General features: G+C 42.6%; 24 protein-coding genes and 1 pseudogene. 19 read left to right on the forward strand and 6 right to left on the reverse strand.

The annotated features are described in order from the left end of the window. Positions 1-9 precede the first annotated feature (9 nt). From QFZ77_RS21205 to QFZ77_RS21215, 3 genes are all read right to left on the reverse strand, one after another. Positions 10-471 carry an alpha/beta fold hydrolase gene (locus QFZ77_RS21205; protein ID WP_307442438.1) on the reverse strand — a complete coding sequence of 154 codons (462 nt, stop codon included), beginning with the start codon at positions 469-471 and terminating at the stop codon, positions 10-12. A 94-nt stretch (positions 472-565) separates the two neighbouring features. Continuing rightward, positions 566-1,264: a DUF2642 domain-containing protein gene (locus QFZ77_RS21210; RefSeq protein WP_307449702.1), complete on the reverse strand. Its 699-nt coding sequence runs from the start codon at positions 1,262-1,264 to the stop codon at positions 566-568. Between the two features lie 166 nt (positions 1,265-1,430). Next, positions 1,431-1,976: a DUF2642 domain-containing protein gene (locus tag QFZ77_RS21215; RefSeq protein WP_307442439.1), complete on the reverse strand. Its 546-nt coding sequence runs from the start codon at positions 1,974-1,976 to the stop codon at positions 1,431-1,433. A gap of 287 nt (positions 1,977-2,263) precedes the next feature. On the opposite strand from QFZ77_RS21215, the gene QFZ77_RS21220 reads away from it, so the two are divergent. The 8 genes from QFZ77_RS21220 (at position 2,264) to QFZ77_RS21255 (ending at position 8,994) form a co-directional block, all read left to right on the forward strand. Then, positions 2,264-2,668, forward strand: a complete 405-nt coding sequence (locus QFZ77_RS21220; protein ID WP_307442440.1) for a hypothetical protein — start codon at positions 2,264-2,266, stop codon at positions 2,666-2,668. 66 nt (positions 2,669-2,734) lie between these two features. Continuing rightward, positions 2,735-3,787, forward strand: coding sequence for a CotH kinase family protein (locus QFZ77_RS21225; RefSeq protein ID WP_307442441.1), 1,053 nt, complete (start codon positions 2,735-2,737; stop codon positions 3,785-3,787). A gap of 194 nt (positions 3,788-3,981) precedes the next feature. After that, entirely contained in the window at positions 3,982-4,137 is a 156-nt protein-coding gene (locus QFZ77_RS21230) for a hypothetical protein (RefSeq protein WP_307442442.1), read from the forward strand. 58 nt (positions 4,138-4,195) lie between these two features. After that, the gene (locus QFZ77_RS21235; protein ID WP_307442443.1) at positions 4,196-5,542 is read left to right on the forward strand and encodes an arsenic transporter; all 1,347 of its coding nucleotides are present in this window, start codon (positions 4,196-4,198) and stop codon (positions 5,540-5,542) included. Between the two features lie 29 nt (positions 5,543-5,571). Then, positions 5,572-6,243, forward strand: coding sequence for a DUF2642 domain-containing protein (locus QFZ77_RS21240; RefSeq protein ID WP_307442444.1), 672 nt, complete (start codon positions 5,572-5,574; stop codon positions 6,241-6,243). Between the two features lie 139 nt (positions 6,244-6,382). After that, positions 6,383-7,927 (forward strand): SAM-dependent methyltransferase, encoded by a 1,545-nt coding sequence (locus QFZ77_RS21245; RefSeq protein ID WP_307442445.1) that lies wholly within the window; start codon positions 6,383-6,385, stop codon positions 7,925-7,927. Between the two features lie 42 nt (positions 7,928-7,969). Further along, the gene (locus QFZ77_RS21250; protein ID WP_307442447.1) at positions 7,970-8,500 is read left to right on the forward strand and encodes a hypothetical protein; all 531 of its coding nucleotides are present in this window, start codon (positions 7,970-7,972) and stop codon (positions 8,498-8,500) included. Between the two features lie 329 nt (positions 8,501-8,829). Beyond that, complete coding sequence (locus tag QFZ77_RS21255; protein WP_307442449.1) at positions 8,830-8,994, forward strand: hypothetical protein; 165 nt, start codon at positions 8,830-8,832, stop codon at positions 8,992-8,994. Between the two features lie 7 nt (positions 8,995-9,001). Here the strand turns inward: QFZ77_RS21255 and QFZ77_RS21260 are convergent, their stop codons facing one another. Together QFZ77_RS21260 and QFZ77_RS21265 are read right to left on the reverse strand one after the other, a co-directional pair. Then, positions 9,002-9,640, reverse strand: coding sequence for a TerC family protein (locus QFZ77_RS21260; RefSeq protein ID WP_307442451.1), 639 nt, complete (start codon positions 9,638-9,640; stop codon positions 9,002-9,004). A 157-nt stretch (positions 9,641-9,797) separates the two neighbouring features. Next, positions 9,798-10,523: a C40 family peptidase gene (locus QFZ77_RS21265; protein ID WP_307442453.1), complete on the reverse strand. Its 726-nt coding sequence runs from the start codon at positions 10,521-10,523 to the stop codon at positions 9,798-9,800. 388 nt (positions 10,524-10,911) lie between these two features. On the opposite strand from QFZ77_RS21265, the gene QFZ77_RS21270 reads away from it, so the two are divergent. The 8 genes and pseudogenes from QFZ77_RS21270 (at position 10,912) to QFZ77_RS21305 (ending at position 18,391) form a co-directional block, all read left to right on the forward strand. After that, a complete protein-coding gene (locus QFZ77_RS21270; RefSeq protein WP_307442455.1) occupies positions 10,912-11,238 on the forward strand; it encodes a spore coat protein in 327 nt (108 codons plus the stop codon). A 14-nt stretch (positions 11,239-11,252) separates the two neighbouring features. Next, positions 11,253-11,478 (forward strand): annotated as a pseudogene (locus tag QFZ77_RS21275) (alcohol dehydrogenase catalytic domain-containing protein); the annotation flags it as partial. A gap of 200 nt (positions 11,479-11,678) precedes the next feature. After that, entirely contained in the window at positions 11,679-12,584 is a 906-nt protein-coding gene (locus QFZ77_RS21280; RefSeq protein ID WP_307442457.1) for an S-layer homology domain-containing protein, read from the forward strand. A 194-nt stretch (positions 12,585-12,778) separates the two neighbouring features. Continuing rightward, entirely contained in the window at positions 12,779-13,825 is a 1,047-nt protein-coding gene (locus tag QFZ77_RS21285) for a LacI family DNA-binding transcriptional regulator (protein WP_307442460.1), read from the forward strand. A 143-nt stretch (positions 13,826-13,968) separates the two neighbouring features. Next, a complete protein-coding gene (locus QFZ77_RS21290; protein ID WP_307442462.1) occupies positions 13,969-15,282 on the forward strand; it encodes an ABC transporter substrate-binding protein in 1,314 nt (437 codons plus the stop codon). An 81-nt stretch (positions 15,283-15,363) separates the two neighbouring features. Next, positions 15,364-16,248: a carbohydrate ABC transporter permease gene (locus tag QFZ77_RS21295; protein ID WP_307442464.1), complete on the forward strand. Its 885-nt coding sequence runs from the start codon at positions 15,364-15,366 to the stop codon at positions 16,246-16,248. Between the two features lie 13 nt (positions 16,249-16,261). Next, positions 16,262-17,101, forward strand: a complete 840-nt coding sequence (locus QFZ77_RS21300; protein ID WP_307442466.1) for a carbohydrate ABC transporter permease — start codon at positions 16,262-16,264, stop codon at positions 17,099-17,101. A gap of 27 nt (positions 17,102-17,128) precedes the next feature. Further along, positions 17,129-18,391: a Gfo/Idh/MocA family protein gene (locus tag QFZ77_RS21305; RefSeq protein WP_307442467.1), complete on the forward strand. Its 1,263-nt coding sequence runs from the start codon at positions 17,129-17,131 to the stop codon at positions 18,389-18,391. Between the two features lie 80 nt (positions 18,392-18,471). On the opposite strand, the gene QFZ77_RS21310 is transcribed toward QFZ77_RS21305, so the two are convergent. After that, positions 18,472-19,032 (reverse strand): helix-turn-helix domain-containing protein, encoded by a 561-nt coding sequence (locus tag QFZ77_RS21310; protein WP_307442469.1) that lies wholly within the window; start codon positions 19,030-19,032, stop codon positions 18,472-18,474. A gap of 136 nt (positions 19,033-19,168) precedes the next feature. On the opposite strand from QFZ77_RS21310, the gene tdh reads away from it, so the two are divergent. From tdh to QFZ77_RS21325, 3 genes are all read left to right on the forward strand, one after another. Beyond that, positions 19,169-20,209 carry an L-threonine 3-dehydrogenase gene (gene tdh, locus QFZ77_RS21315; protein ID WP_307449705.1) on the forward strand — a complete coding sequence of 347 codons (1,041 nt, stop codon included), beginning with the start codon at positions 19,169-19,171 and terminating at the stop codon, positions 20,207-20,209. A gap of 65 nt (positions 20,210-20,274) precedes the next feature. After that, positions 20,275-21,450 carry a glycine C-acetyltransferase gene (locus QFZ77_RS21320; protein WP_307442471.1) on the forward strand — a complete coding sequence of 392 codons (1,176 nt, stop codon included), beginning with the start codon at positions 20,275-20,277 and terminating at the stop codon, positions 21,448-21,450. 140 nt (positions 21,451-21,590) lie between these two features. Next, on the forward strand, positions 21,591-21,764 hold the full coding sequence (locus tag QFZ77_RS21325) for a hypothetical protein (RefSeq protein ID WP_164484181.1): 174 nt from the start codon (positions 21,591-21,593) through the stop codon (positions 21,762-21,764). The last annotated feature ends 79 nt before the right edge of the window (positions 21,765-21,843 follow it).

The following is a 21,843-nucleotide window of genomic DNA, read 5'->3' on the forward strand; positions in this document are numbered from 1 at the left end:
CCTCCATCTTTAAGTACAAATGCGTTCAAAAAAACGAGTCTTTTCAGACGATCTGGAATAAGCTCTGCTACTTTCTGGGACTAAACTGCCACCGAAGCTATGTCCAACCAAAATAATGTTCTTTAAATTGTGTGATGTTACGTAATCGGCGATGGATTTTGTCATCATCGCATGTGTAGCAGCCTTGTTAGGGTCAGCGCCATGTCCTGGGTATTCAGGAACATACACGGTATGGCCTTTTTTGCGTAATTCAGCAGCAATCCCCGACCAGAAGCTTACATCTGCCCACGAGCCATGAATCAGAACAAAAGTGAGAGGCTGATCTCTTTCACGGAAATCATGTTCTAAATCCTGAGCCCAAGGAGCCTGAGCGATGTAAGGCCATACGGGATGAGGAACTGGGGGTTGGTTAGGATGCTGAAACGTCCAAGATTGGAGTGGTTGCGGCAGGTTTTCATAATTATAAGTCATCAGGGTCTTCCTCTCGAAGTTTATGCGTTAGTGTATGCCCAGAAGGCCCAATTGCCACAACAAAGCAAAATGACGTCCAACCTGGACGTCAACGTTAGAAAATGCGTCCTCCCAAATTGTCGCCTTTGCGAACAGAAGGTAAATGAATCGTTTTCACATGCTCACTATGCAATATCGATTTCCCGGTAGCTGTATGAAGCTCGAGAAAAGGATGGTCCGCTGTATGAAGAACCCCAATTTTGCTCGGATTTTCTCCAAGATCCAGGACCACAAACTGGCTTTCCAGCTTTTTCAACTGTTGATCAAACGTCCGTGAAAACGTAACTTGAGAAGGTTGGACGAGAAAATGCTCCATTTTCATTGAGTAAGGTGTCGTATTAGGATGGTAAGGGATCACATATTTGACGTGCTTCATCGAAATGAAAATCGTATGAAACACAGGGGAGTGGAAGGCGAAATAATCATTCATGATATGGGTCAAGTAACCGTGTATGCTTTGATTGCCCGTGATATATATTTCAACGAACATCCCTTTAGCGCTCATCAACATCTTTCGATAAGAGATTGAGGCAGACTGAAGATCAAAAGGATATTCCGTAGGTGGGTCAATGGAAGAAGAGCTTGCATAGGTATCGAGCTTTAAATATTGTAAATGGATGATTGGAATATAGTAAAAATGAAATTCATTGAAGATCACGATAAGATCACTGCCTACCTCAAGCAGCACTCCCTTTAAGGGTTGTTGGATCCCCGATAACGATATCTCTACTTGCTTATCAATTAGCTTAGTCATAGGTTCCACAGTTTGCACCTCCTTTCAATCTAGTAGAACTGCTTGATCCTTAATGAATTAGTACATAAATAACCCAAATGGCGCGCTGAATGCCGTAGCAATCAGCGCGCCTGCGACGAGATTGGGGTTATAGGATATGGGTATCATGTAGCAAGTTCTACTAAATTTAACGAGAGCGGTATTTTTTTAACATAAGTTTAATCGCAACGATTTGTGCAGCGGTTGCTTTGTTGCTTTTGTTGCTTTTATTGTTTTTATTGGAGCTATCGGATTTGTTGCCTTTGCTATTATTTTTGTTAAGGGCATTAATACTTTTAACATGGAAAATTGGAATACGGATGATTTCATTATTTACAACAAGCAGCAAGATGTTATCCCCGGAATGTACAACAAGACCTTCAACTTTCTCAGGGCCACCGCGGTTGATTTGAACATTTGTGTATCTCAATTGACCCAAGAGACCTTCAAAGGTATACGCATTTTCAAAACGTTGAGGAGCTCTGTTACTTTTGTTACCTCTGCTTACATTACTGTTCGTACTACTAATGCTTTTGATATGTTGCAATTGGATGTAGACAATAGTGCCATCTTTCATTTGGACTGCTAAATAATCATGATGGACGGATAGTAATCTACCTACGATAGAATCAGGTCCTCCGCGATTGATTTTAACCTCAGTGCCAATTAATGAACCTAAATAGTTTAAACTCATTTTGTCATTTCCCCTCTCAGGAATGTGGTTTAGTTTGGATATAAGCAGCGGTTACTAGTTTGCGTTCACCTCCTGTACCAATGTCATTGCTGCTCATTTGTAATATAAGTATATGTATCCGTTAGAGATGAGGTACTAGATTAGAATCTATTTTTGCAATAATTCCACCAAAAGAACGAACCTACTAATAATTAATTTTTCTATATCAACCAATATCTCTATCCAATTCAAATCTCCTATCATAGACTGCACTATAAACTATAAGGAGGTTTTGAAGATGGAGGTTATTGTATCTAACAAATGTAATTGCGACAAATCAAGAGGCAACAAAAGCGACAAAACAAGAGGCAACAAAAGCGACAAAACAAGAGGTAACAAATGCGACAAAACAAGAGGCAACAAAAGCGACAGAACAAGAGGCACAAACACTGAAAAAACAAATGTCCAAAAAAATGAAAAAACAAGAGGCACCAAAACTGAAAGAACAAATGTTCAAAAAAATGAAAAAACAAGAGGCACCAAAACTGAAAGAACAAATGTCCAAAAAAATGACAAAACAAGAGGTAACAAAAGTGGTGGAGACAAAACAAGAGGCAACAAAAGTGGTGGAAACAAAACAAGGGGCAACAAGACTCGTGGAAACAAAACAAGAGGTAACAAGAGCCGTGGCAATCGTTCATAATCACGAATAAATTAATCTAGAATGAAAGTCTATCTACTATAGATAGGCTTTTTATTATGTAAAAAGGCGGTGTGCCATGATACCGACTCGACATATCGTAATCCAGGATCAGCAGCTTAGAAAGTTGAATGAAGATGTTTGGAGTAAGCAATTCGTAAACGGTGTACTTATTAGTAAAGGGAAACATCTTCCTATTAAAGTCCGTTATCGGGGTGGGCACACGCGAGAGTATGCGAAGAAATCGTATGAAATTGTATGCGGAGGTAAGACTTACCATCTGAATGCGGAGTATGACGATCCTTCGATGATACGGAATGCGCTCTCATTTCGATTTTTCCAACGAATTGGTGTGCCTAGTCCACAAACGAAGCATTTTGAATTGAAGCTAAATGGAGAGAGTCAGGGGGTTTATTTAGAAATAGAAGCTGTTGATAAAAACTTCTTCAGGAAAAGGAGGATTAGTGCGCAATCCCTATTCTATGCTGTGGATGATGATGCCAATTTTGAACTGTTTCACCCGGAAACAAAAAGGAATAAGAGGACGATGTTTGAAGGGTACGAGCAAATCATGGGCTTAAGCACCGAAAGAAAAGAACTGAGCGCATTCATTTCCAAGATCAATAAACTGTCTGGGAAGCCATTAGCTCAATACTTGCAATCCCATTTGGATATTGATAATTATTTGCGATGGTTAGCAGGAGCCGTTTTCACCGGAAACTTTGATGGGTTTGATCAAAATTATGCGATCTATCGTCATAAGCCTTCCAAATTATATCGTATCATCCCCTGGGATTACGAAGGTACTTGGGGGAGAAATTGCTACGGGAAAGTATGCGGCAGTGATTTGGTACGAATTAAGGGCTACAATGCCTTGACCGAAAAATTGATGAGTTTCAAGAGTGTTAGGCAGCGTTATAAACGAATTCTTACCTCCATTCTTCGTACATCGTTTACAAGGAAACAAATATCCCCGATGATTGGACATTTACACGGTACGATAGCCCCTTATATGCTGAATGATCATAATCGTAAGTGGCCTTATTCGGAATTTAGAGGTGAGCCTGAATTCATTATGAACTACATTAAGGAAAGGCGGGAAATTATTAAGCAAGAAATGGAAAAGCTTTAGCCAACCAAATGCTCCATAGCATTTGGTTTTTTTGTTGTTCCATTTGTTCCATTTCCTCTTTTACTAGACAAGAGTGGAACATTTGAAAGAGGGGGTAACCGTTTATAGCAAGATGAGTACAGGTCCCGTATACATACAGTATCAGTATCTACTAATGATAGATGGTGGTAGATGGTAGAAGGGAGGGGATGACAATGGTCGTCATGTTTATCATTATATTTGCAGGGATTCTACTTTTCTTTTTACTTAAACCGCCTTTACAGCCCGAGATAGAAGTCGTTTATGAAAATGTATCTTCCGTAGATTTGAGTATACCGGAAATTGCCTACATCAAGAGAATAGATGCATGACACATAGGACTCAGAATTACAGTAAGATGACTTTTTCTAAAAAGCGGGGTGAAAATTTATGATTGGTTCCGCAACGGTAACCCTTACGATAGCTGCATTTGTCATGACTGTTATCCTTATTCTTTGGCGTCCTAAGGACATGAACGAAGCAATCCCCGCAACGGGAGGTGCTATCCTTGTCCTTCTAAGCGGAAGTGTTTCTCTCGCTGATTTACTTCAAATTATAGATACCATCAGTGACGCCGCTATCACGATTATGGCAACTATCGTCATGGCGATTGTATTAGAAAGCTTTGGTTTCTTCCAATGGGCGGCAGAAGGATTAATGGCTAGAGCCAAAGGATCAGGGATCCGTCTATTCTGGTACGTTAATCTACTTTGTTTTTTAATGACTCTATTCTTCAACAATGATGGCAGTATTATGATAACAACGCCTATATTACTCATTGTTCTAGAGAAACTAGGTTTAAAAAATCACCAGAAAATACCCTACTTACTTTCCGGTGCGCTAATCGCTACGGCTTCTAGCGCTCCTATAGGAGTTAGTAATATTGTTAATCTTATTGCGCTCAAAATTGTCGGAATGGATTTATATATGCACACATTAATGATGTTTATCCCATCAACGTTGGGGTTAATCGTATTTTTATTGCTATTATTCCTCTGTTTCTACCGCATTCTTCCAAAGAAATTACCATTAAACGCGATAGGACCAAGAAAACATCCCTTAAACAACGTTAAACTTCCAAACACGCTGCCAGCCATTCAAGATCGAACAAAATTCATGAGAAATATATTACTGTTCGTATTCATGGTTCGGGTAAGTCTATTTATTGCCTCCTATTATGGTATACCTGTAAGTATCGTAGCCGTGCTAGGTTCAACTGTTCTACTTGCTTGGCGCTGGTTTTACCTCAAAATATCTCCAATCGATATGGTAAAGAAGACACCATGGCATATTTTCGTGTTTGCCTTTGGGATGTACGTTATCATATTTGGATTAAATAATATTGGCTTAACTCAAATGCTTGTTAGTGCCTTTAAACCATTAGTTTCTGGCGACTTATTAAACGGGAGCTTGCTAATGGGAGCACTAGTCACACTCCTATCTATGTTAGTAAATAATCACCCTGCATTAATGATTGGAACACTAACGTTAACCGGTATGGAGTTAGACCCACTAACTTTAAAAGTAACCTACTTAGCCAGTGTAGTTGGTAGTGATCTAGGGGCTTTGCTACTGCCTATCGGAACGCTAGCTTCGCTAATTTGGCTCCATATCCTTAAACAGCATAAAGTGAAAATGAATTGGAAGGATTACTGTAAGGTCACGTTTATAACAATACCCCCTGCTTTAATATTCACATTGATATGTCTTACCTTTTGGGTTTACTGGATTTATTAAAAAAATGCTAGATAAGGAGGTTATCAACCATGATGTTTTTCAACACGTATATTGGAAAGATGGTTCAGATTGAGTTGATTGGGGATGGGGATAAAATTGGTTACCTAATCGATGTAGGTCCAGATATCATTGTCATTTACATGGAAAAGAAGTACTTATATGTTCCTATCGCTCATATTAGAAATATCACACTAAACCTAGACAAATCGATCACGGACTCTCCACCTGACCTCACTTTGCAAACAGGTGAGATCACCTACCACCAAATCTTAAGCAGTGCGATCGATCGCTTCGTAGAAATTTATATCAATAATAATCAATCAATCCACGGTTATGTGAGACATATTTCTCATGACTACTTGGTGTTTCATTCACCCCTTTACCAGATCATGTACATTCCTTTGTTTCATCTAAAATGGATTAGTCCATATCAAAACCATCAGACTCCTTATTCACAAGTACTAACTCAATTGACACCTAGTTCACCTGATCCATCTTTTGCTTTGCTCCCGAATACTTTTGAACAACTGCTGAAAGATTTGGAAGGTGAAATCGTCTGTTTTGACTCAGGTTTACATGCCAACAAAATTGGCTTGCTGCAGAAGCTGGACCTTCCATTTGCAGAACTAATCACGGCCGATGAGAAAAAGCTGCATTACAACATTCAACATATCAAGAATTGCATTCTCTTTAATAAATGAAATCAGTTTTCTTATCCTGGTAGTAGAAAGATAGTTAACCAGAAATGGGGTAACTGTCTTTCTATTTTTGATTAGGAGGTACTTTATGGTAAGATGGGAGTTGTTTTTTCATAAAATGGAGTAAAGTAGGTTCAAGTCGATGACACATAGGGATCAGAAGATTTATCGTTTCAGTGAAGCACCCATATGGGAGCTTCAGCGAACATATTATGAGGAACAGGGAATTGGTGCATGGCAGAGTGAAGAGGTTCCACAATACATAACTAGTAACCCAAGTATTGCGGTTGCGTATGCCGAGATCGTATTTGGGTTTCTTCAAGATAGAGCGAGGCTTGGTTACACGTTGGAACCGGTGACGATACTGGAGCTTGGAGCGGGATCGGGCAGATTAGCCTATCATATCGTAAAGGAACTATGTGAGCTGAGGGATTATTCAGGTATAACACTTCCTCCATTTCGTTATGTCATGAGTGATCTGGCGTTCAAAAATATCGCCTTTTGGCAGCAGCACCGCAGCTTAATTCCCTTTGTGGAACAAGGGGTTCTGGACTTTGCACAATTTGATGCTGTGCAGGGTACCGAGCTTCATTTGACGCAATCTGGTGATCGAATTAGAACGGGTGACTTGCAGCAGCCTCTGCTGGTTATTGCGAATTACTTTTTTGATAGTATTCCGCAAGAACTGATCTATGTAGACGAAAACAAAATTTATGAATGCATGGTTTCTTTGCACTTCCCGAAAGGTGATGCCGAACGTAGTGCTGCGGATATGCTGAAGAACGTCATTCCCGAGTATCATTATCGAAGAGCGGATGAATATGAACAGGAATCGTACCCGTATCGCGAGGTAGTAGGGCTGTATTCGCAGAAGCTGGAGGATTCCCATATCCTATTTCCGGCCGTTGGCCTGCAATGTTTGGAACGACTAAGTCAGCTCTCGCAAGAGGGGTTTATCCTGCTCACTGCGGATAAAGGTGACCACCGAATAGAGAACTGGGAATATAATGAACCTCCCAAGCTGATTCATCATGGAAGCTTTTCCCTGACAGCCAATTATCATGCCATCGGGTATGTATTTGAGCAAAGGGGTGCCATGAGCTTATTCACATCACATCCCTATAACCATTTGAATATAGGGTGTATGCTTATGGTGCCGAATCCACAAAGTTATGGCCTTACACGCTTAGCCTATCGACGGTTTGTCGAGCGATTTGGTCCAGATGATTTTTTCAGCATCAAAGAATGGTTTGATTCGCATTTGGATCTCATGGAAATAAACCAACTCTTAGCTTTTTGGCGCTTGGGTGGGTATGATGCTCAATTGTTCCTCCAAAGCGCGAAGCGCCTCTCGAATCTAATTCCCGAATGCGAGGAAGAAGAATTGTCGGACATTCGACAAGGTATACTTCTGATGTGGGATGGGTATTATCCGATGGAATTAAACCGTGACTTAGCTTTGGACTGCGCTATGATATTGTATCAAATGGATATGTACAAGGATGCGTTGTTATTCTACGAACGGACCAACAACGAGTACAGGAATGACGCTTCTGTGCTTTATGAGATGGCTATTTGCTATTACGAGGTAGGAGAAGATGCTGCTGCTAGGGATTTTGCTCGTAATACGCTAGAATTAGCTCCAGAACATGAAGGTGCTTTAGCGCTAATGAAGCTGTTTCCATAATTATGATTTAGCAAAGAATATATGATAAAAGTGGTGAGATACTTGGAGGAGCAACGGCTGAGAGCAAAAGAATTATTCGATTTGTATCGAGGGCATTTTTTTCAAATGCATCGTGATGGTGTTTTCGAAGAATATAAGACATACGAAATAAATAGTCAAATCGAAATTGACTGGTACAACGAATGGATCGATAACTGCACAAAGCATCTATCGATAAGAGACTGGGATGCAATCACAAGCTTAGAGTCACTAGCAAAATATCATCAGGATTCTCGAATTCTTGACACTGTGATTGCCTTTGCTTCGCGCCATATTATGGGAGCCGATAGTATCGTTAAACTTATGTATGCCGAAAAACTTATGGATATAATTAAATCCTCAAAGAAGGTAGTTTCTAGAGAAATAAGGCATTCGGCCTATCAACTTACCTATAAGATTCTAGAAGATGTTATTTCAAAACCATTGATTATTGACCCAGGACATGAGCTGAATCAATATAACTTAAAAGACAAGAAATCGCTCAACGGCAGAGCTAAAATAAGCATGGACGAGATAAGAAATGTTCGGGATTGACCTTTTATTTTAAGTGCGATTAGGCAGAACCTTCGGTTCTGCTTTTTGTGTACAAACCGATCTGCGGATAAGTGTTGTAGAAAGAAAATGGAAGGGATATATGTTGTGAGGCTCGAACCAGCACTACCACCGCCGTACAAGCCAACCCGATAAGCGCCGAAAAGGCGCTTACAGCTCGTCGCGCCGCGCAAGTCTGATCGCTAAGTTTTAGCTTTATATCTGAAATTTCACAAAAATAACCCATCTCATAGAAGACCGGCAATTTCAGATACAGAGTAGAACAGAATATATATTCGGAATCACTATAAAGGAGAGGATAGAAATGGCTTGTGGGGCGCAAGCTTTGGGGGTTTGCTCTGAGGCAGAGGACATCGGCATTGGGGGATTTATCGCATGCCGAAGGGAATCAGATCATAGCTAGCGGTCAATCATCCCATGCGGAAGGTGCATTGACAACCGCGAGTGGCTTGATTTTGGTACTGATGGGGAATTAGTTTGAAGTCAATACGTCTTCCTCCAAAGATTGAACCAACCCACACTACAGATTATGCACATGGCGGTGATGGCCATTAAATCGAACCATTCCTCTTGCAGCAAATGTAGGATATCTGGTTCTTTTTTTAACTGTAGGACAGCTAATTGGGCTAATAAGCCGGCGATGGCGACTTCAATCCAGGGCATTTTTTGAATGAATTCTTCCATTTTAGAGGAAAATAAAAAGATGAGACATAAAGCTGGCAATACACCCATTGCGATGAATAATAAGTTATCTGATAGCCTTGCTGTCAGCAAGATACTATCGATACTCATGATTAAATCTAAGGCTGCAACACTGCTGAAGATGAACAGATAGGTAAAATGTCTTCTCATCATTTTCTTAGGCATAACCATCCGAATGGCAAAGAAGAACATAATGAGGGCTGTTGCAACATTGATGTAGGGCACATCTGACATCGATTGTACACAAGCAATAGATAGAATACGAAGCAAGCAGAGGAGCATAAAAATATAAAATTTAATTTTACCTCGGAGGTTATATTTATGAAGAGAAAGCTGGATCATAATTGCGTTATCGATATTCGTGAATAAATTGTACATGAAAATAATGAACCAATCCTGCATATATGGTTGTCCTCTCATGTATAACTCATGCCTGTCCTTCGGAAGCTAAGATCATTATATGTGTCTACTACCAAAATAAACCAAATATTTCATAAGGAGATAAGGAGATGAATGAAAAAGAACCCACCTTTAAGAAAAGGAAGGGTTCTTATTTACATAATAGAGATCTAATGGCTTAGATTCTGCGGCCTGTGATGTAATGGCTTGTCCAATATGAACTATTGATGTCACCGACGACTATACCTTTGTGCGGTAAATTGTTAATGAATTGACCATTACCTATGTAGATGCCCACATGGTTAATTTGGCCTGGTGTACTTACGCTGAAAAATACCAAATCACCCGGTTGGAGCTGATTACGTGGAATGTATGTGCCCAATTTGGCTTGAGCCTTAGATCCCCATGGAATTTGAATGCCATTTAGTTGAAATACATACTGCGTGAAGGAAGAACAATCTAAATGCAAACGCTGCTGATCCCTCGAACCAAATACATAGGTGACCCGGCCTTTAAATGAGGAAGCTGTCTTGATAATTTTATTCGCTAAACTGCCGCCATTAGCCGGATTAGAAGGGGCAGGTGCAGGCGCAGGTGTAGGAGCAGGTTTATTTTCATGTACGGTTACACTAGAGCGTGAAACATAGCCCTGTTTTCCATTGTAATCGACTAAAACCCAGTAGTCATTGGCAGCTTCAACAGGCAGTACAGTGCCTTGTTTAATAAATCCCCAAATGGGTGCACTCGTACTCTGATCGGCTCGGAAGTTAACACCCTTATTCACGGTGGCTGTTGCTACTGGGGCAGCAAGAGCACTAGTAGAAAAGCCACTAAACATGGTGAGCGCTAAGCCTAAAGATAATATTGTCTTTTTTCCAAGGTAGTTCTTATTCATTTTTTTCATGAATTAACTTCCTCCTTTTGGTTTAAAAGCTGAGGTGTATCTTGCACCTACTATCACTTTATCACAGTTGAAAATCCCTAAAATTTACCGAATAGAGCCGAAAGCCATATCGTCCTAGCCTAATTCACCATTATTAGAATTTCGTTAGAATTCGATGAGTAATAATTCCTTGACAGGTAAATTTATCTCTTCTTAACAATGAAAGTACTTTCATACCAATTGAATAATGTGGGAGGCAATTTGATGAATAACCTTACATTTCAAGGACAACATACCATTGAAGGTGACCCTATGGTAAATCAACCCACATTTGCAGCGCATGAGTCCCTGGAATTGCATGAAATCCTCAATTTCAAAACACTTTGCGTGACCCGAGAATGCTCTCAACATGCCAGAGATGGCCGACATGACATTTGCTATGGATTTTCTCATCCGAGTCAAAGAAGGAGTTAGGAACACCGCGATTGCCTTAACGGAAACGGCGTCTGAGGGCGCAAGAGCGATCCTCCGCAGCCAGCTTCATCAAGGTATAGCACTGCATCAAGAGGTATCCGATCTTATGATGAGGAAGAAATGGTTCCATCCTTATAAACTCAACGAACAATTTAAACTAGATCAGCTAGGGGCGATTAATGCGGTTCAAATGGCTCAAATGAAGCTGTTTCCAGACGACACCTCGCGTAAAGGCATGTTTGATCGGACACCAGATCAATAACATGATTGGAGGAAATAAAGCATGAAAGCTGTTACGTTTCAATCAAAAATGTCGTTGTGAAAGGTACCCGATCCGAAGATTGAGAAAGCCGACGATATGATCGTTCGAATGACGACTACGGCGATCTGCGGTTCTGATTTGCACTTGATTCACGGGATGATCCCCAATTTACAGGAAGACTATGTGATCGGACACGAGCCTATGGGCATCGTGGAAGAGGTCGGTTCTGGCGTTACGGAGCAGATTCAATTCGACTTGAAGAACATTGAGACTGCTTTGAATGCTCCAACGCTGTAAAGACGTGAAACGATTAAACCGGTAGCCAGAGGCTGCTGGTTATTTGTTTTGGCTCATCTGCAACATAATTTGACTGCTCAACGTTATGTAAGTAACTCAGAAAACGGGTTATACAAAAACATGCCCAAAGGAGAACAGAGCTGATGAAAAAAATAGCCGCTATAACGTTAACAACCTTATTGTGCAGTAGTTTGACATTTGGTTCAGCTTTTGCTTTTTCGGATTTAGACGAAGGACAAGCAGAATCCATTCTGGCCTTAAAAGAACGTGGTGTCGTAAGTGGGATCGATCACGAGCACTTTGTTCCTAAAGGGAAAATTAGCTATGCACAGAGCGTGCAAATGATTGTAAAAGGCTTGGACCTGAACTTAGATTTAATGAAGTTCAAAAAACAGCCTGTAGCAACGGACATGTATTCGAACATCTCCAATGATGCCTGGTATGCGGACGCTTTTATCATTGCTCATTATCACGGATTGCAGATTCCTAAGGATGTGAACCCGAATGCGACGATTACTCGCGAACAATTTGGGGATTTATTAGTTCGTGCCTTAGAAAAGAAAGGCAATTTCCCGCTGGTCAAAATGTTCATCATAATCAAGGATGAGGATCAAATTACGCTTGATTATCAAGGCACTTTACAGAGACTGCTTCTTTACAAAATTACTACCCTTGATAAGGACGGTAAGTTTAATCCTAAAAGTGAGCTTACGCGTGGAGAAGCAGCAAGTTGGCTCTATAACGCTATACGCGTAATGGAAGCTAATACTCAAAAACCGGCTCCTACTGAAGAAGTAGCGGTAAAGGTTGAGAAAGTAAATGATGATGTTAACAAGGTTACACTGTCCAGAGGTGATAAACCTAACTCAGGCTACGGTATTGAAGTCAATGCGATCCAGTTTAACGAAGACGGGCAGGCTGTCATTACGTATACATTGCTCGACCCGAAACCTGATATGATGTACGCTCAGGTGATTACGGAAGCGAAAACTGTCACTTATATTTCTTCTAAGTATAAGGTAACAGCTGAACCTGCTCCTTCGAAATAAATGTCTAGTTTGAAAAAAAGTGCTGCATACCTTTGAAGTAAAAGGTGGCAGCTCTTTTTTTGTGATTTAAGGTGTCAAACGTATTGACAACGTATAAAGAGATGAACTATTCTGTAAGAAAGCGTTGCCCCAAACATCAGGATAACGTTTGGGCAAAAGTTGGATATAGGTTTAGATAGAAGGAGCTGTATGAATTGCCTACTCTCAAAGATATTGCAGATTTAGTCGGAGTCTCCATTTCAACAGCCTCACGCGTAGTGAGAAATGATACCAGCAGGCACATCAACCCGGAGACAAAGGCCAAGGTTTGGGAGGCTGTGCGTCAATTGAATTACACACCTAATGAATCGGCGCGTCACCTTGTAAACAAACAAAAGGTGGAGAAAAAGCAGACGAAGCAAATTGGCTGTATCATTCAAACGGCTCGTCTGAACGACGATCACCCGTATTACTCTCCGATCATTACTGCGTTTACCAAGAAAATATTGGAATCCGGTTATTCACTGGGTTTCATGCATACCTCTGATGAGCTTAAAGACGAAGCGCTGCTTCATCGTTGCATACATGACATACAAGTCGATGGCATTATTATCGTTGGCGAAGTAGGCTCCGAGATCGTTGACTATTTGCTAAAAGCGGAGGATCTAGCGCTGATCGGCATTTGTACGAACGGTACGGACATTACCATGGTTGATTACGACCGTATTCACGCCGCGAAGTCAGCTGTCGATCATCTCATTGCGCAAGGGCACCAATCGATTGGTTTTGTCGGCGGACCAGGTCATACAAGTGAATTAAATAGCGAAGAGAGATTTCAAGGCTTTAAATTTGCCATATACGATGCGGGTATTCCTTTAAACAAAGAATGGGTGATAGACACCCGGTGGGAAATCGACCGCAGTTATGAGAGTATCATGGAGCGTTTGAAGCGAACAGACCTGGAACGGCCTACGGCGATATTTTCGGCGAGCGACCAATTAGCGATTCCTGCTATGCGAGCTGTCATTGAGAACCAATTACGTATTCCAGAGGATATTGCTTTCATCTCGATGGATAATATTGATTTTGCCCAATATACAACACCGCCGTTATCGTCGGTTCATGTACCAAAGGTCGAAATAGGCACAACAGCAGCTTCAACCTTGTTGGATATGCTGAATGGCGAGCAACCGCAGCTTTCCAAAGTGCTGCTTCCGCATCGACTTATTGTGAGACAATCATCTGTATTTACTAGAAACTAATTTTTTTTTTGGAATACTGGATAACGTTGTCCAGTGTTTGGTGCCAATAACATTGGACGAACTGAAGGGGGGTGAAATAGGTTTTCGGCGTATGTACGATTTGCATTTTCGATCCTAAAAAAAGAAAAAAGGGTGATAGCGAAATGGTCAACAAAACAAAAAAGGTTGTTCTCATCACAACGCTCATGTCGGCAATGGTTGTTGTAAGCGCTTGCGGTAATTCTGGTTCATCTAGTACTACATCCACAGCAGCTCCCAAAGGCGATGCGAAAGCAACAGCTGCAGTATCAGCAGAAAAGGTAACCATTACTTATGGCGGCTGGAGTATGGATACGATGACCGATGTCATCAAAGCGTTCCAAGCGAGTCACCCGAATATTGAAGTAAAAGCGGAGAATACGCCGTACAAACAATATTTCACCAAATTAGAAACGGCCGCTCAAGGCGGGACGATGCCAGACGTACTTTGGATGAATGGTCCTAATTTCGTCAAGTATGCAGGTAATGGCATGTTAAAGGATTTGACTGAGACGATCAAGACCGATCAGTTAGACCTCACCAAATATCCAACCTCGCTGGTTTCGCTCTATAGCCTAGGAGGCAAAAATTATGGGATTCCTAAAGACTTTGACACGATTGGCTTGTGGTACAACAAAAAGCTGTTCGATGATAAAGGAATTTCCTACCCGGATAGCACGTGGGATTGGAGCAAGCTGACGGAAGCGGCTAAGAAATTAACGGACCCTGCAAAAGGTACCTACGGATTCGCTGCTCCAATGATGAATCAGGAGGATTTCTACAATACGATTCTTCAAGCTGGCGGCTTTGTCATTTCTGATGACCATAAGAAATCAGGTTTTGATCAACCGGAAGCGATTGAAGGTTTGAAATTTTTGACCGATCTGATTCAAGTTCATAAAGTATCTCCGACATTAGCTCAGATGACGGAAACTGCACCAGCGGATATGTTCACCTCAGGCAAGCTCGCTATGTATTTTGACGGTTCTTGGGCAGCGTTTACTATCAATCAAAACGCCGATATGAAAAACAAGGCAGACGTAGCCGTGCTGCCAAAAGGGAAAAAGCAAGGTGTTGTCATTCACGGTTTGGGTCATGTGATATCCGCGAACTCCAAACATCCGAAAGAAGCATGGGAATTCGTTAAATTCCTTGGCTCCAAGGAAGCGGCTGAAATTGCTGCGAAACAAGGTGGAGCGATTCCGGCTTACAAGGGCAGCGAGACTTCTTGGTTAGCTACATTCCCGCAATATAAAGCAAAAGCTTTCATTGACATGGCAGAGTATGCGACACCTTACCCTGTGTCCAAAAATACTTCGGTTTGGAATACTTACGAAACAGAAATTTTGAAAAATGCATGGACGGGAGATAAACCTGTAGCCGATGCGGCCAAAGAGCTCGGAGCTAAGATGAACCAAGCATTAGCAGCAGAAAAATAAGGTTACGGGGATCCGTTTCGGAAAGCAACGTGCCCAAACGGATCTCCTTCCCCAATTCCACTCATAGGAGAGTGAGTAAACATGCGATTCAGCTCGAAGCGTTTATCCGATTGGAAGTGGGCATATATCATGATTATGCCACTAATGCTTGGCTTGCTGGTGTTTTATATTTGGCCTGTGTTCCAAACCTTTTATTTTTCCTTTACGGAATGGGGGGCTTTTGGGAAATACACCTGGACTGGCTTAGCGAATTACAAGATGCTGTTTACGGATAAAGAGCTGCTTCAAGCTATCCGGAATACAAGTATTTATATCGTTCTAGCTGTGCCGATCGGGATCATCCTGTCCATCCTGCTGGCTGTTCTGCTAAATCAGCAGGTCAAAGGGTTGTCCATATACCGTACAATGTATTTTCTTCCGGTCGTAACCATGCCAGCCGCGATCGCAATGGTCTGGAAATGGCTGTACAACTCTGATTTCGGTTTGATCAATTACTTACTTGGTTTATTGTCAATTCCTGGGCCTCACTGGTTGACGGATAATCGCACAGCGTTGTTATCGATTATTATTGTTGCCATTTGGTGTTCCATTGGCAGCCACATGATTATATTTCTGTCCGGACTCCAAGGTATCTCATCTTCCTACTATGAAGCCGCATCCATTGACGGTGCGGGGCCTGTAACTAAATTTATGCGTATTACGATACCTCTCTTGACGCCAACCATATTTTTCGTACTGGTTACTTCACTGATTGGCGCCTTTCAGGTATTCGACTTCATATATATGATGGTAGGCGATATCGTCATGGAATCTACGCAGTCGATTGTGTTCTTATATTATAAATACGGCTTCTTGAAAAATAACAAGGGCTACGCGTCCTCAATCGCTGTCCTGCTGTTTACTATTATTATGATCATTACGTATATTCAAATGAAAATTCAGAAGAAATGGGTTCACTACGAATGAGGAGGGCGGCTGCATGAACACCAGAATCCATCAACGAAAATCGGTTCAGACCGGGTTCATTCATCTTATTCTTATCCTAGGTGCTGTCATCATGGTAACTCCATTCATCTGGATGTTTCTTACATCGGTGAAAACGTTAGGAGAGTCAACTGTGATACCTCCGGTTCTTCTTCCTAAAACGTTTCAATGGAGCAATTATACGAAGGTATTTTTGAACTTGCCATTTTTCACTTTTTACTGGAATACATTTATTTCAACGGTGATAAAAGTAATCGGTCAATTAATCATTTGCTCGCTAGCTGCTTATGCTTTTGCCCGAATCAGCTTTCCGGGGCGTCATTTCTTTTTCATTCTGATGCTGTCCGTACTTATGGTGCCGGGTCAAGTATTCCTCATTCCGCAGTATATGATTATGAAAGACTTAGGGTGGCTCAATTCGCTTACAGCACTCATTGTTCCAGGCTTATTCAGCGCTTTCGGCACATTTCTGCTGCGCCAATTTTTCATGACATTGCCGCACGAACTGGAAGAAGCCGCGAAGCTTGATGGTTGCAATCAATTTCGTATTTATTGGCAGATCATGCTGCCTTTGGCAAAATCGGGGATGATCGCTCTTGCTATTTTCACCATGCTGTGGTCGTGGAACGATCTGATGTGGCCGCTTATCGTCAACAGCTCACCAGACAAAATGGTGCTGTCAGCCGGTATTGCGTTCCTCCAAGGCGAGCATAAAACGAATTATACGATTATTATGGCAGGCTCTATGATGGCCATTTTGCCTATGATTATTATCTTCTTTATTTTCCAACGCTCATTTATTCAAGGGATTGCTTTTACAGGCAGTAAGTCCTAACAGACATCATAAGGAGAGAGACCAACTATGCAAAAAGTTACAGCCATTCTGTTGGGAGCCGGCAGTCGCGGTGCCCATGCTTATGCGCCTTATGCGCTTAATTATCCTCACGAGCTTGATATTATCGCGGTAGCGGAACCGGATGAGGATAGGAGGGCAGCTTTCGTTGCTGCTCACCGAATTCCACAGGAGCATGCCCATGCGGATTGGGAAGAGCTTTTGGCGCAGCCGAAGCTGGCGGATATTGCCATCATTTGTACGCAGGATCAAATGCATTATGAGCCGACGCTTAAGGCGCTTGAGCTTGGATATCATGTTCTTCTCGAAAAGCCGATGTCTCCAAGTCCAGAGGAATGCGTCGAAATGGAGCTTATGGCTAAAAAGCATAATCGCTTGCTGACGATATGCCATGTACTGCGTTATACGGCGTTCTGGACGGCGATGAAACGTGTCATCGATGAAGGGAAGATTGGACAAATTGTCTCCATTCAACTCAATGAGAATGTCGGCAATATGCATATGGCGCACAGCTTTGTACGCGGCAACTGGAATAACTCGGACCTATCCAGTCCGATGATCTTGGCCAAATCGTGCCACGATATGGATATTTTATCGTATATCATGGGGGAGCCTTGCGAGCGTGTTAGTTCATTCGGCTCACTAATGCATTTTAATGAGGAGAACGCACCAGAAGGCTCACCTGCACGTTGTCTTGACGGCTGTCCAGCAGAAGCCACCTGTCAATACCATGCGCCCAAATATTATTTGGGCTCCGGCCGAGGCTGGGCAGCAAAATTCACAACAGATACTAGCTTAGAGGGCATACTTGAGGCGCTGCGCACAACGCCATACGGCAAATGCGTGTACCGCAGCGATAACAATGTCGTTGACCACCAGGTAGTGAATATGGAATTTGCCAGCGGGGCTACCGCGATGTTCAGCATGTGCGGGTTTACGCGGGATAATACGCGCATTGTGCAAGTCATGGGAACGAAGGGTGAAATCAGAGGAAACATGGAAGAGCGTACATTCACTGTGCATGATTTTGTGACGAATGAGCAGAATGCGATTCATGTCCATGCATCCGAAGAAGGGCACAGCGGCGGCGATGTGGGCATCGTGCGCAGTTTTCTTCGCGAGGTTCGTACGTATGCAGGGGGAGAAAGTGAATCTTCCGCGGCTGCTTCTGTGCGAAGCCATCTGATGGCGTTTGCTGCTGAGGAATCGCGTTTGAACGGCGGAAAGCCGATTGAAATCGAGCAATTTTACAAGACACTAGTCAAGGTATAATGTGAAAATAACGCAAGCGGCCTTGGTATTCGGCAGCTTGCGTTATTTAATAGATATAGGTGGACCGTAGCTCATAAAAATTAAGAAGGCGGATAGTAAATTAAGGTTTTATATACGGCTTTAGCATCAGATGTATTCGTATACGTATGTGGACGATCTGCTGAGAAGTGAATGGCATCGCCAGCTTTGAGCGTATAGCTTTCCTGGGAAATGGTTAGATCCAGACTTCCCTCTACCATGAGAATGTATTCTTCAACGCCCTCATTATGAGGTTCGGACGCATGGCTGCAGTCGCGATCCATTTCGACCGTATAAATTTCAAAGCTCTTTTGAGGGTGAAAAGGGAAGAGCGGGAACGCGCGATACTGTCCATCTTCCTCTTCAAAGGGAGAAAGCCCGGCTGCGCGGACAACTGTAATCTTCGGTTCAGTATCTTCGATTAGACTTGTAAACGAAATTTGTAAGCCGCTCACAATTTTCCAAAGTACGGAAATCGTCGGATTCGAATCTCCTCGTTCAATTTGCCCCAACATCGCTTTGCTGACTCCAGTCAGATCAGCGACTTGATCTAAGCTTAATCCTCTTGTTTTGCGAATGTTTAACAGTTTTCGACCCACCATTTTATGAATCGGTTCGTTCATTTCAGGTCCCCCAATATTTATTTTCCGTTTAGTGAAAATGCCTATTTACAATATAACATACATTTGTATAATATGGTATATAGATGATAAAACGCACGTTTGTGCATTATATTAAACTTTACTTGGGGGAACGATGATGGGCGCTACCATGATTGGATTGGTCAAAGAGCACAGGGGACCTGGTGCCATTTTGAAAGAAGTGCCTATTCCGACTTGCGGAGCCGATGAGGTTCTTGTCCGCATTAAAGCAACTTCAATTTGCGGAACAGACTTACATATTTACAATTGGGATGCTTGGGCAGACAAAACCGTCGTAACGCCGAACGTCTTTGGTCATGAATTCGCAGGCATTGTTATGGAAGTCGGAGAACGGGTCATGGGTGTTGCAATCGGTGATTATGTTTCTGCGGAGGGCCACATGGTTTGCGGTAGCTGTAAAGCATGCCGGACGGGAAATGCGCATGTTTGCCCGAATACCAAAAGCTTCGGGATTACAGCACCTGGCTGCTTTGCCGAATATGCCGTTGTGAAGGCAACCAACATCATTCATAATGCTGCTGACCTGCCGTATGAAATCGCTTGCTTGCAGGATCCGCTTGGTAACGCAGTGCAAACGGTACTGTCAGGCGACATTGTAGGAAAGTCGGTTGCCATTATTGGTGTGGGCCCGATTGGCTTATTGGCCATTCAAGTAGCTAAAGCTTGCGGAGCAGGAGCTATATATGCCGCGGACATTAACCCTAACCGCTTGGAGCTCGCTCTGCAAATGGGCGCGGATTATACGATTAACGCCATGGAAACGCGTATATCCAAGGCTCTCCGAGAAATGACGGATGGAGAAGGCGTTGAAGTTGTTCTTGAAATGTCCGGCAATCCTCAGGCCATCGTAGACGGCTTTGAAGCTGCGGCTAATGCGGGCAGAGTGTCCTTACTCGGTATTCCAACCAAAGAGGTGAGCCTTGACCTTACGAATCAAATTATTTTTAAAGGGCTGCGCGTTGAAGGGATTACTGGACGAAAGATGTACCAAACCTGGTATCAAATGAAGGGATTACTGAACCAGAAGCGAATTGATCTGGCATCGGTTATTACACATAGATTCACACTAGATCAGTATGAGGAAGCGTTCCGGTTAATGGATCAAGGTCAATGCGGCAAAATTGTATTTACACATTAGGGCAAAACTCCAAAGCGGATGCTTACGAAGTAAGTTTTGCTCCGCAAAACTCTTAGGAGGTTCACATGAACTATTTGAACGATTTGGCAGCGGATATCGAAGCGTGGAAGCGAGAAGGAAGATACCGCTCGATTAAAGTATGGGAGAGCGGTTCCGACTCCTGGATGTACCTAAATGGTAAGAAAGTTCTACAAATGTCTTCCAATAATTATTTGGGCTTAACCCATCATCCGAAGCTCAAGGAAGCTGCGATCGCTGCTATCGAGAAGTATGGGGTTGGCAGCGGTTCGGTGCGAACGATTACGGGAACTCTCGATATTCACGATGAACTGGAGATCGAGCTTGCCAAGTTTAAAGGGACTGAAGCGGCCCTTGTGTTTCAATCCGGTTTTACAACGAACCAAGGCGCATTGTCAGCGGTGCTTGGACCCGATGATGTGGTGATTAGCGATGAGCTGAATCACGCGAGTATCATTGATGGCATTCGCTTAACGAAAGCGAGCCGCAAAATTTTTGCCCACAAGGACATGAATCAACTTGAAGCCATTTTGAAAGAAACGCAAAAGCATCGTAAACGCGTCGTTGTGACGGATGGCGTTTTCAGTATGGATGGCGATATCGCGCCGCTGCCCGACATTGTACAATTAGCAGAAGCCTACGACGCTATTGTGTATGTGGATGATGCCCACGCGAGCGGAGTCCTTGGCACCAACGGTAAAGGTTCGACGGACCATTTCGGTCTTCATGGAAGAGTGCATATTCAAATAGGCACCTTATCCAAAGCAATCGGAGCCGTTGGTGGCTATGTTGCCGGTGCCCAGCTCTTGAAAGAGCATTTGATTCATACGGCAAGGCCGTTTCTGTTCAGTACCTCGCAAACACCAGCGGTTGCAGCAACATGCTTGGCCGCTATTCAAGTACTTAAGGAAAGCTCGGATTTAGTAACAAAGCTCTGGGATAACGCTAATGGATTCCGAGCAGCTCTACAACGGTTAGGCTTTGATACCGGCGCTAGTGAGACACCTATCATACCGATTATCATAGGCGATCCCACGCAAACAATGCGCTTTTCGGATCGTTTGCTGGAAGAAGGCGTATTCGCCCAAGGAATCATCTATCCAACGGTCGCCATGGATAAAGGCCGCGTGCGGCTTATTGTAACGGCTCAGCATATAAAGGAAGACTTATCTTTTGCCTTAGATAGATTGCAGAAGGTCGGTCAGGAGTTCGGACTGATCTAGTAAAAAGTAAAAGTGCTGCCAACCTCTGAATAAGGGTGGCAGCACTTTTTTGAGCTTTTGGAACCATACCATTTGGATATGTCCGACTCTTAATCTCTCACATAAGATATATCATCCTATTTTTATAGGAGGTGAGAGAAATGAAAGTGAACTATTATACGTTAACTTTGGGTTTATTAGGAGCAGCCAAGCTGATATTGAACGCTTACGGACTAGATATTATTCAAGACGATGAGATGAATGCGATTGCTAATGGCGTAGCAGCTGTCTTATCTATAATCGGGGTTTACACCAACCATCAAAAACCAGTCTAATACGATGCTCGAGGCGATTACATGGATGGAAATCGGCGGCTTATTCCAAATGGGATAAGCTTTTTATTTTTCATGACAA

The organism is Paenibacillus sp. V4I3 (assembly GCF_030817215.1).
Taxonomy (GTDB): domain Bacteria; phylum Bacillota; class Bacilli; order Paenibacillales; family NBRC-103111; genus Paenibacillus_E.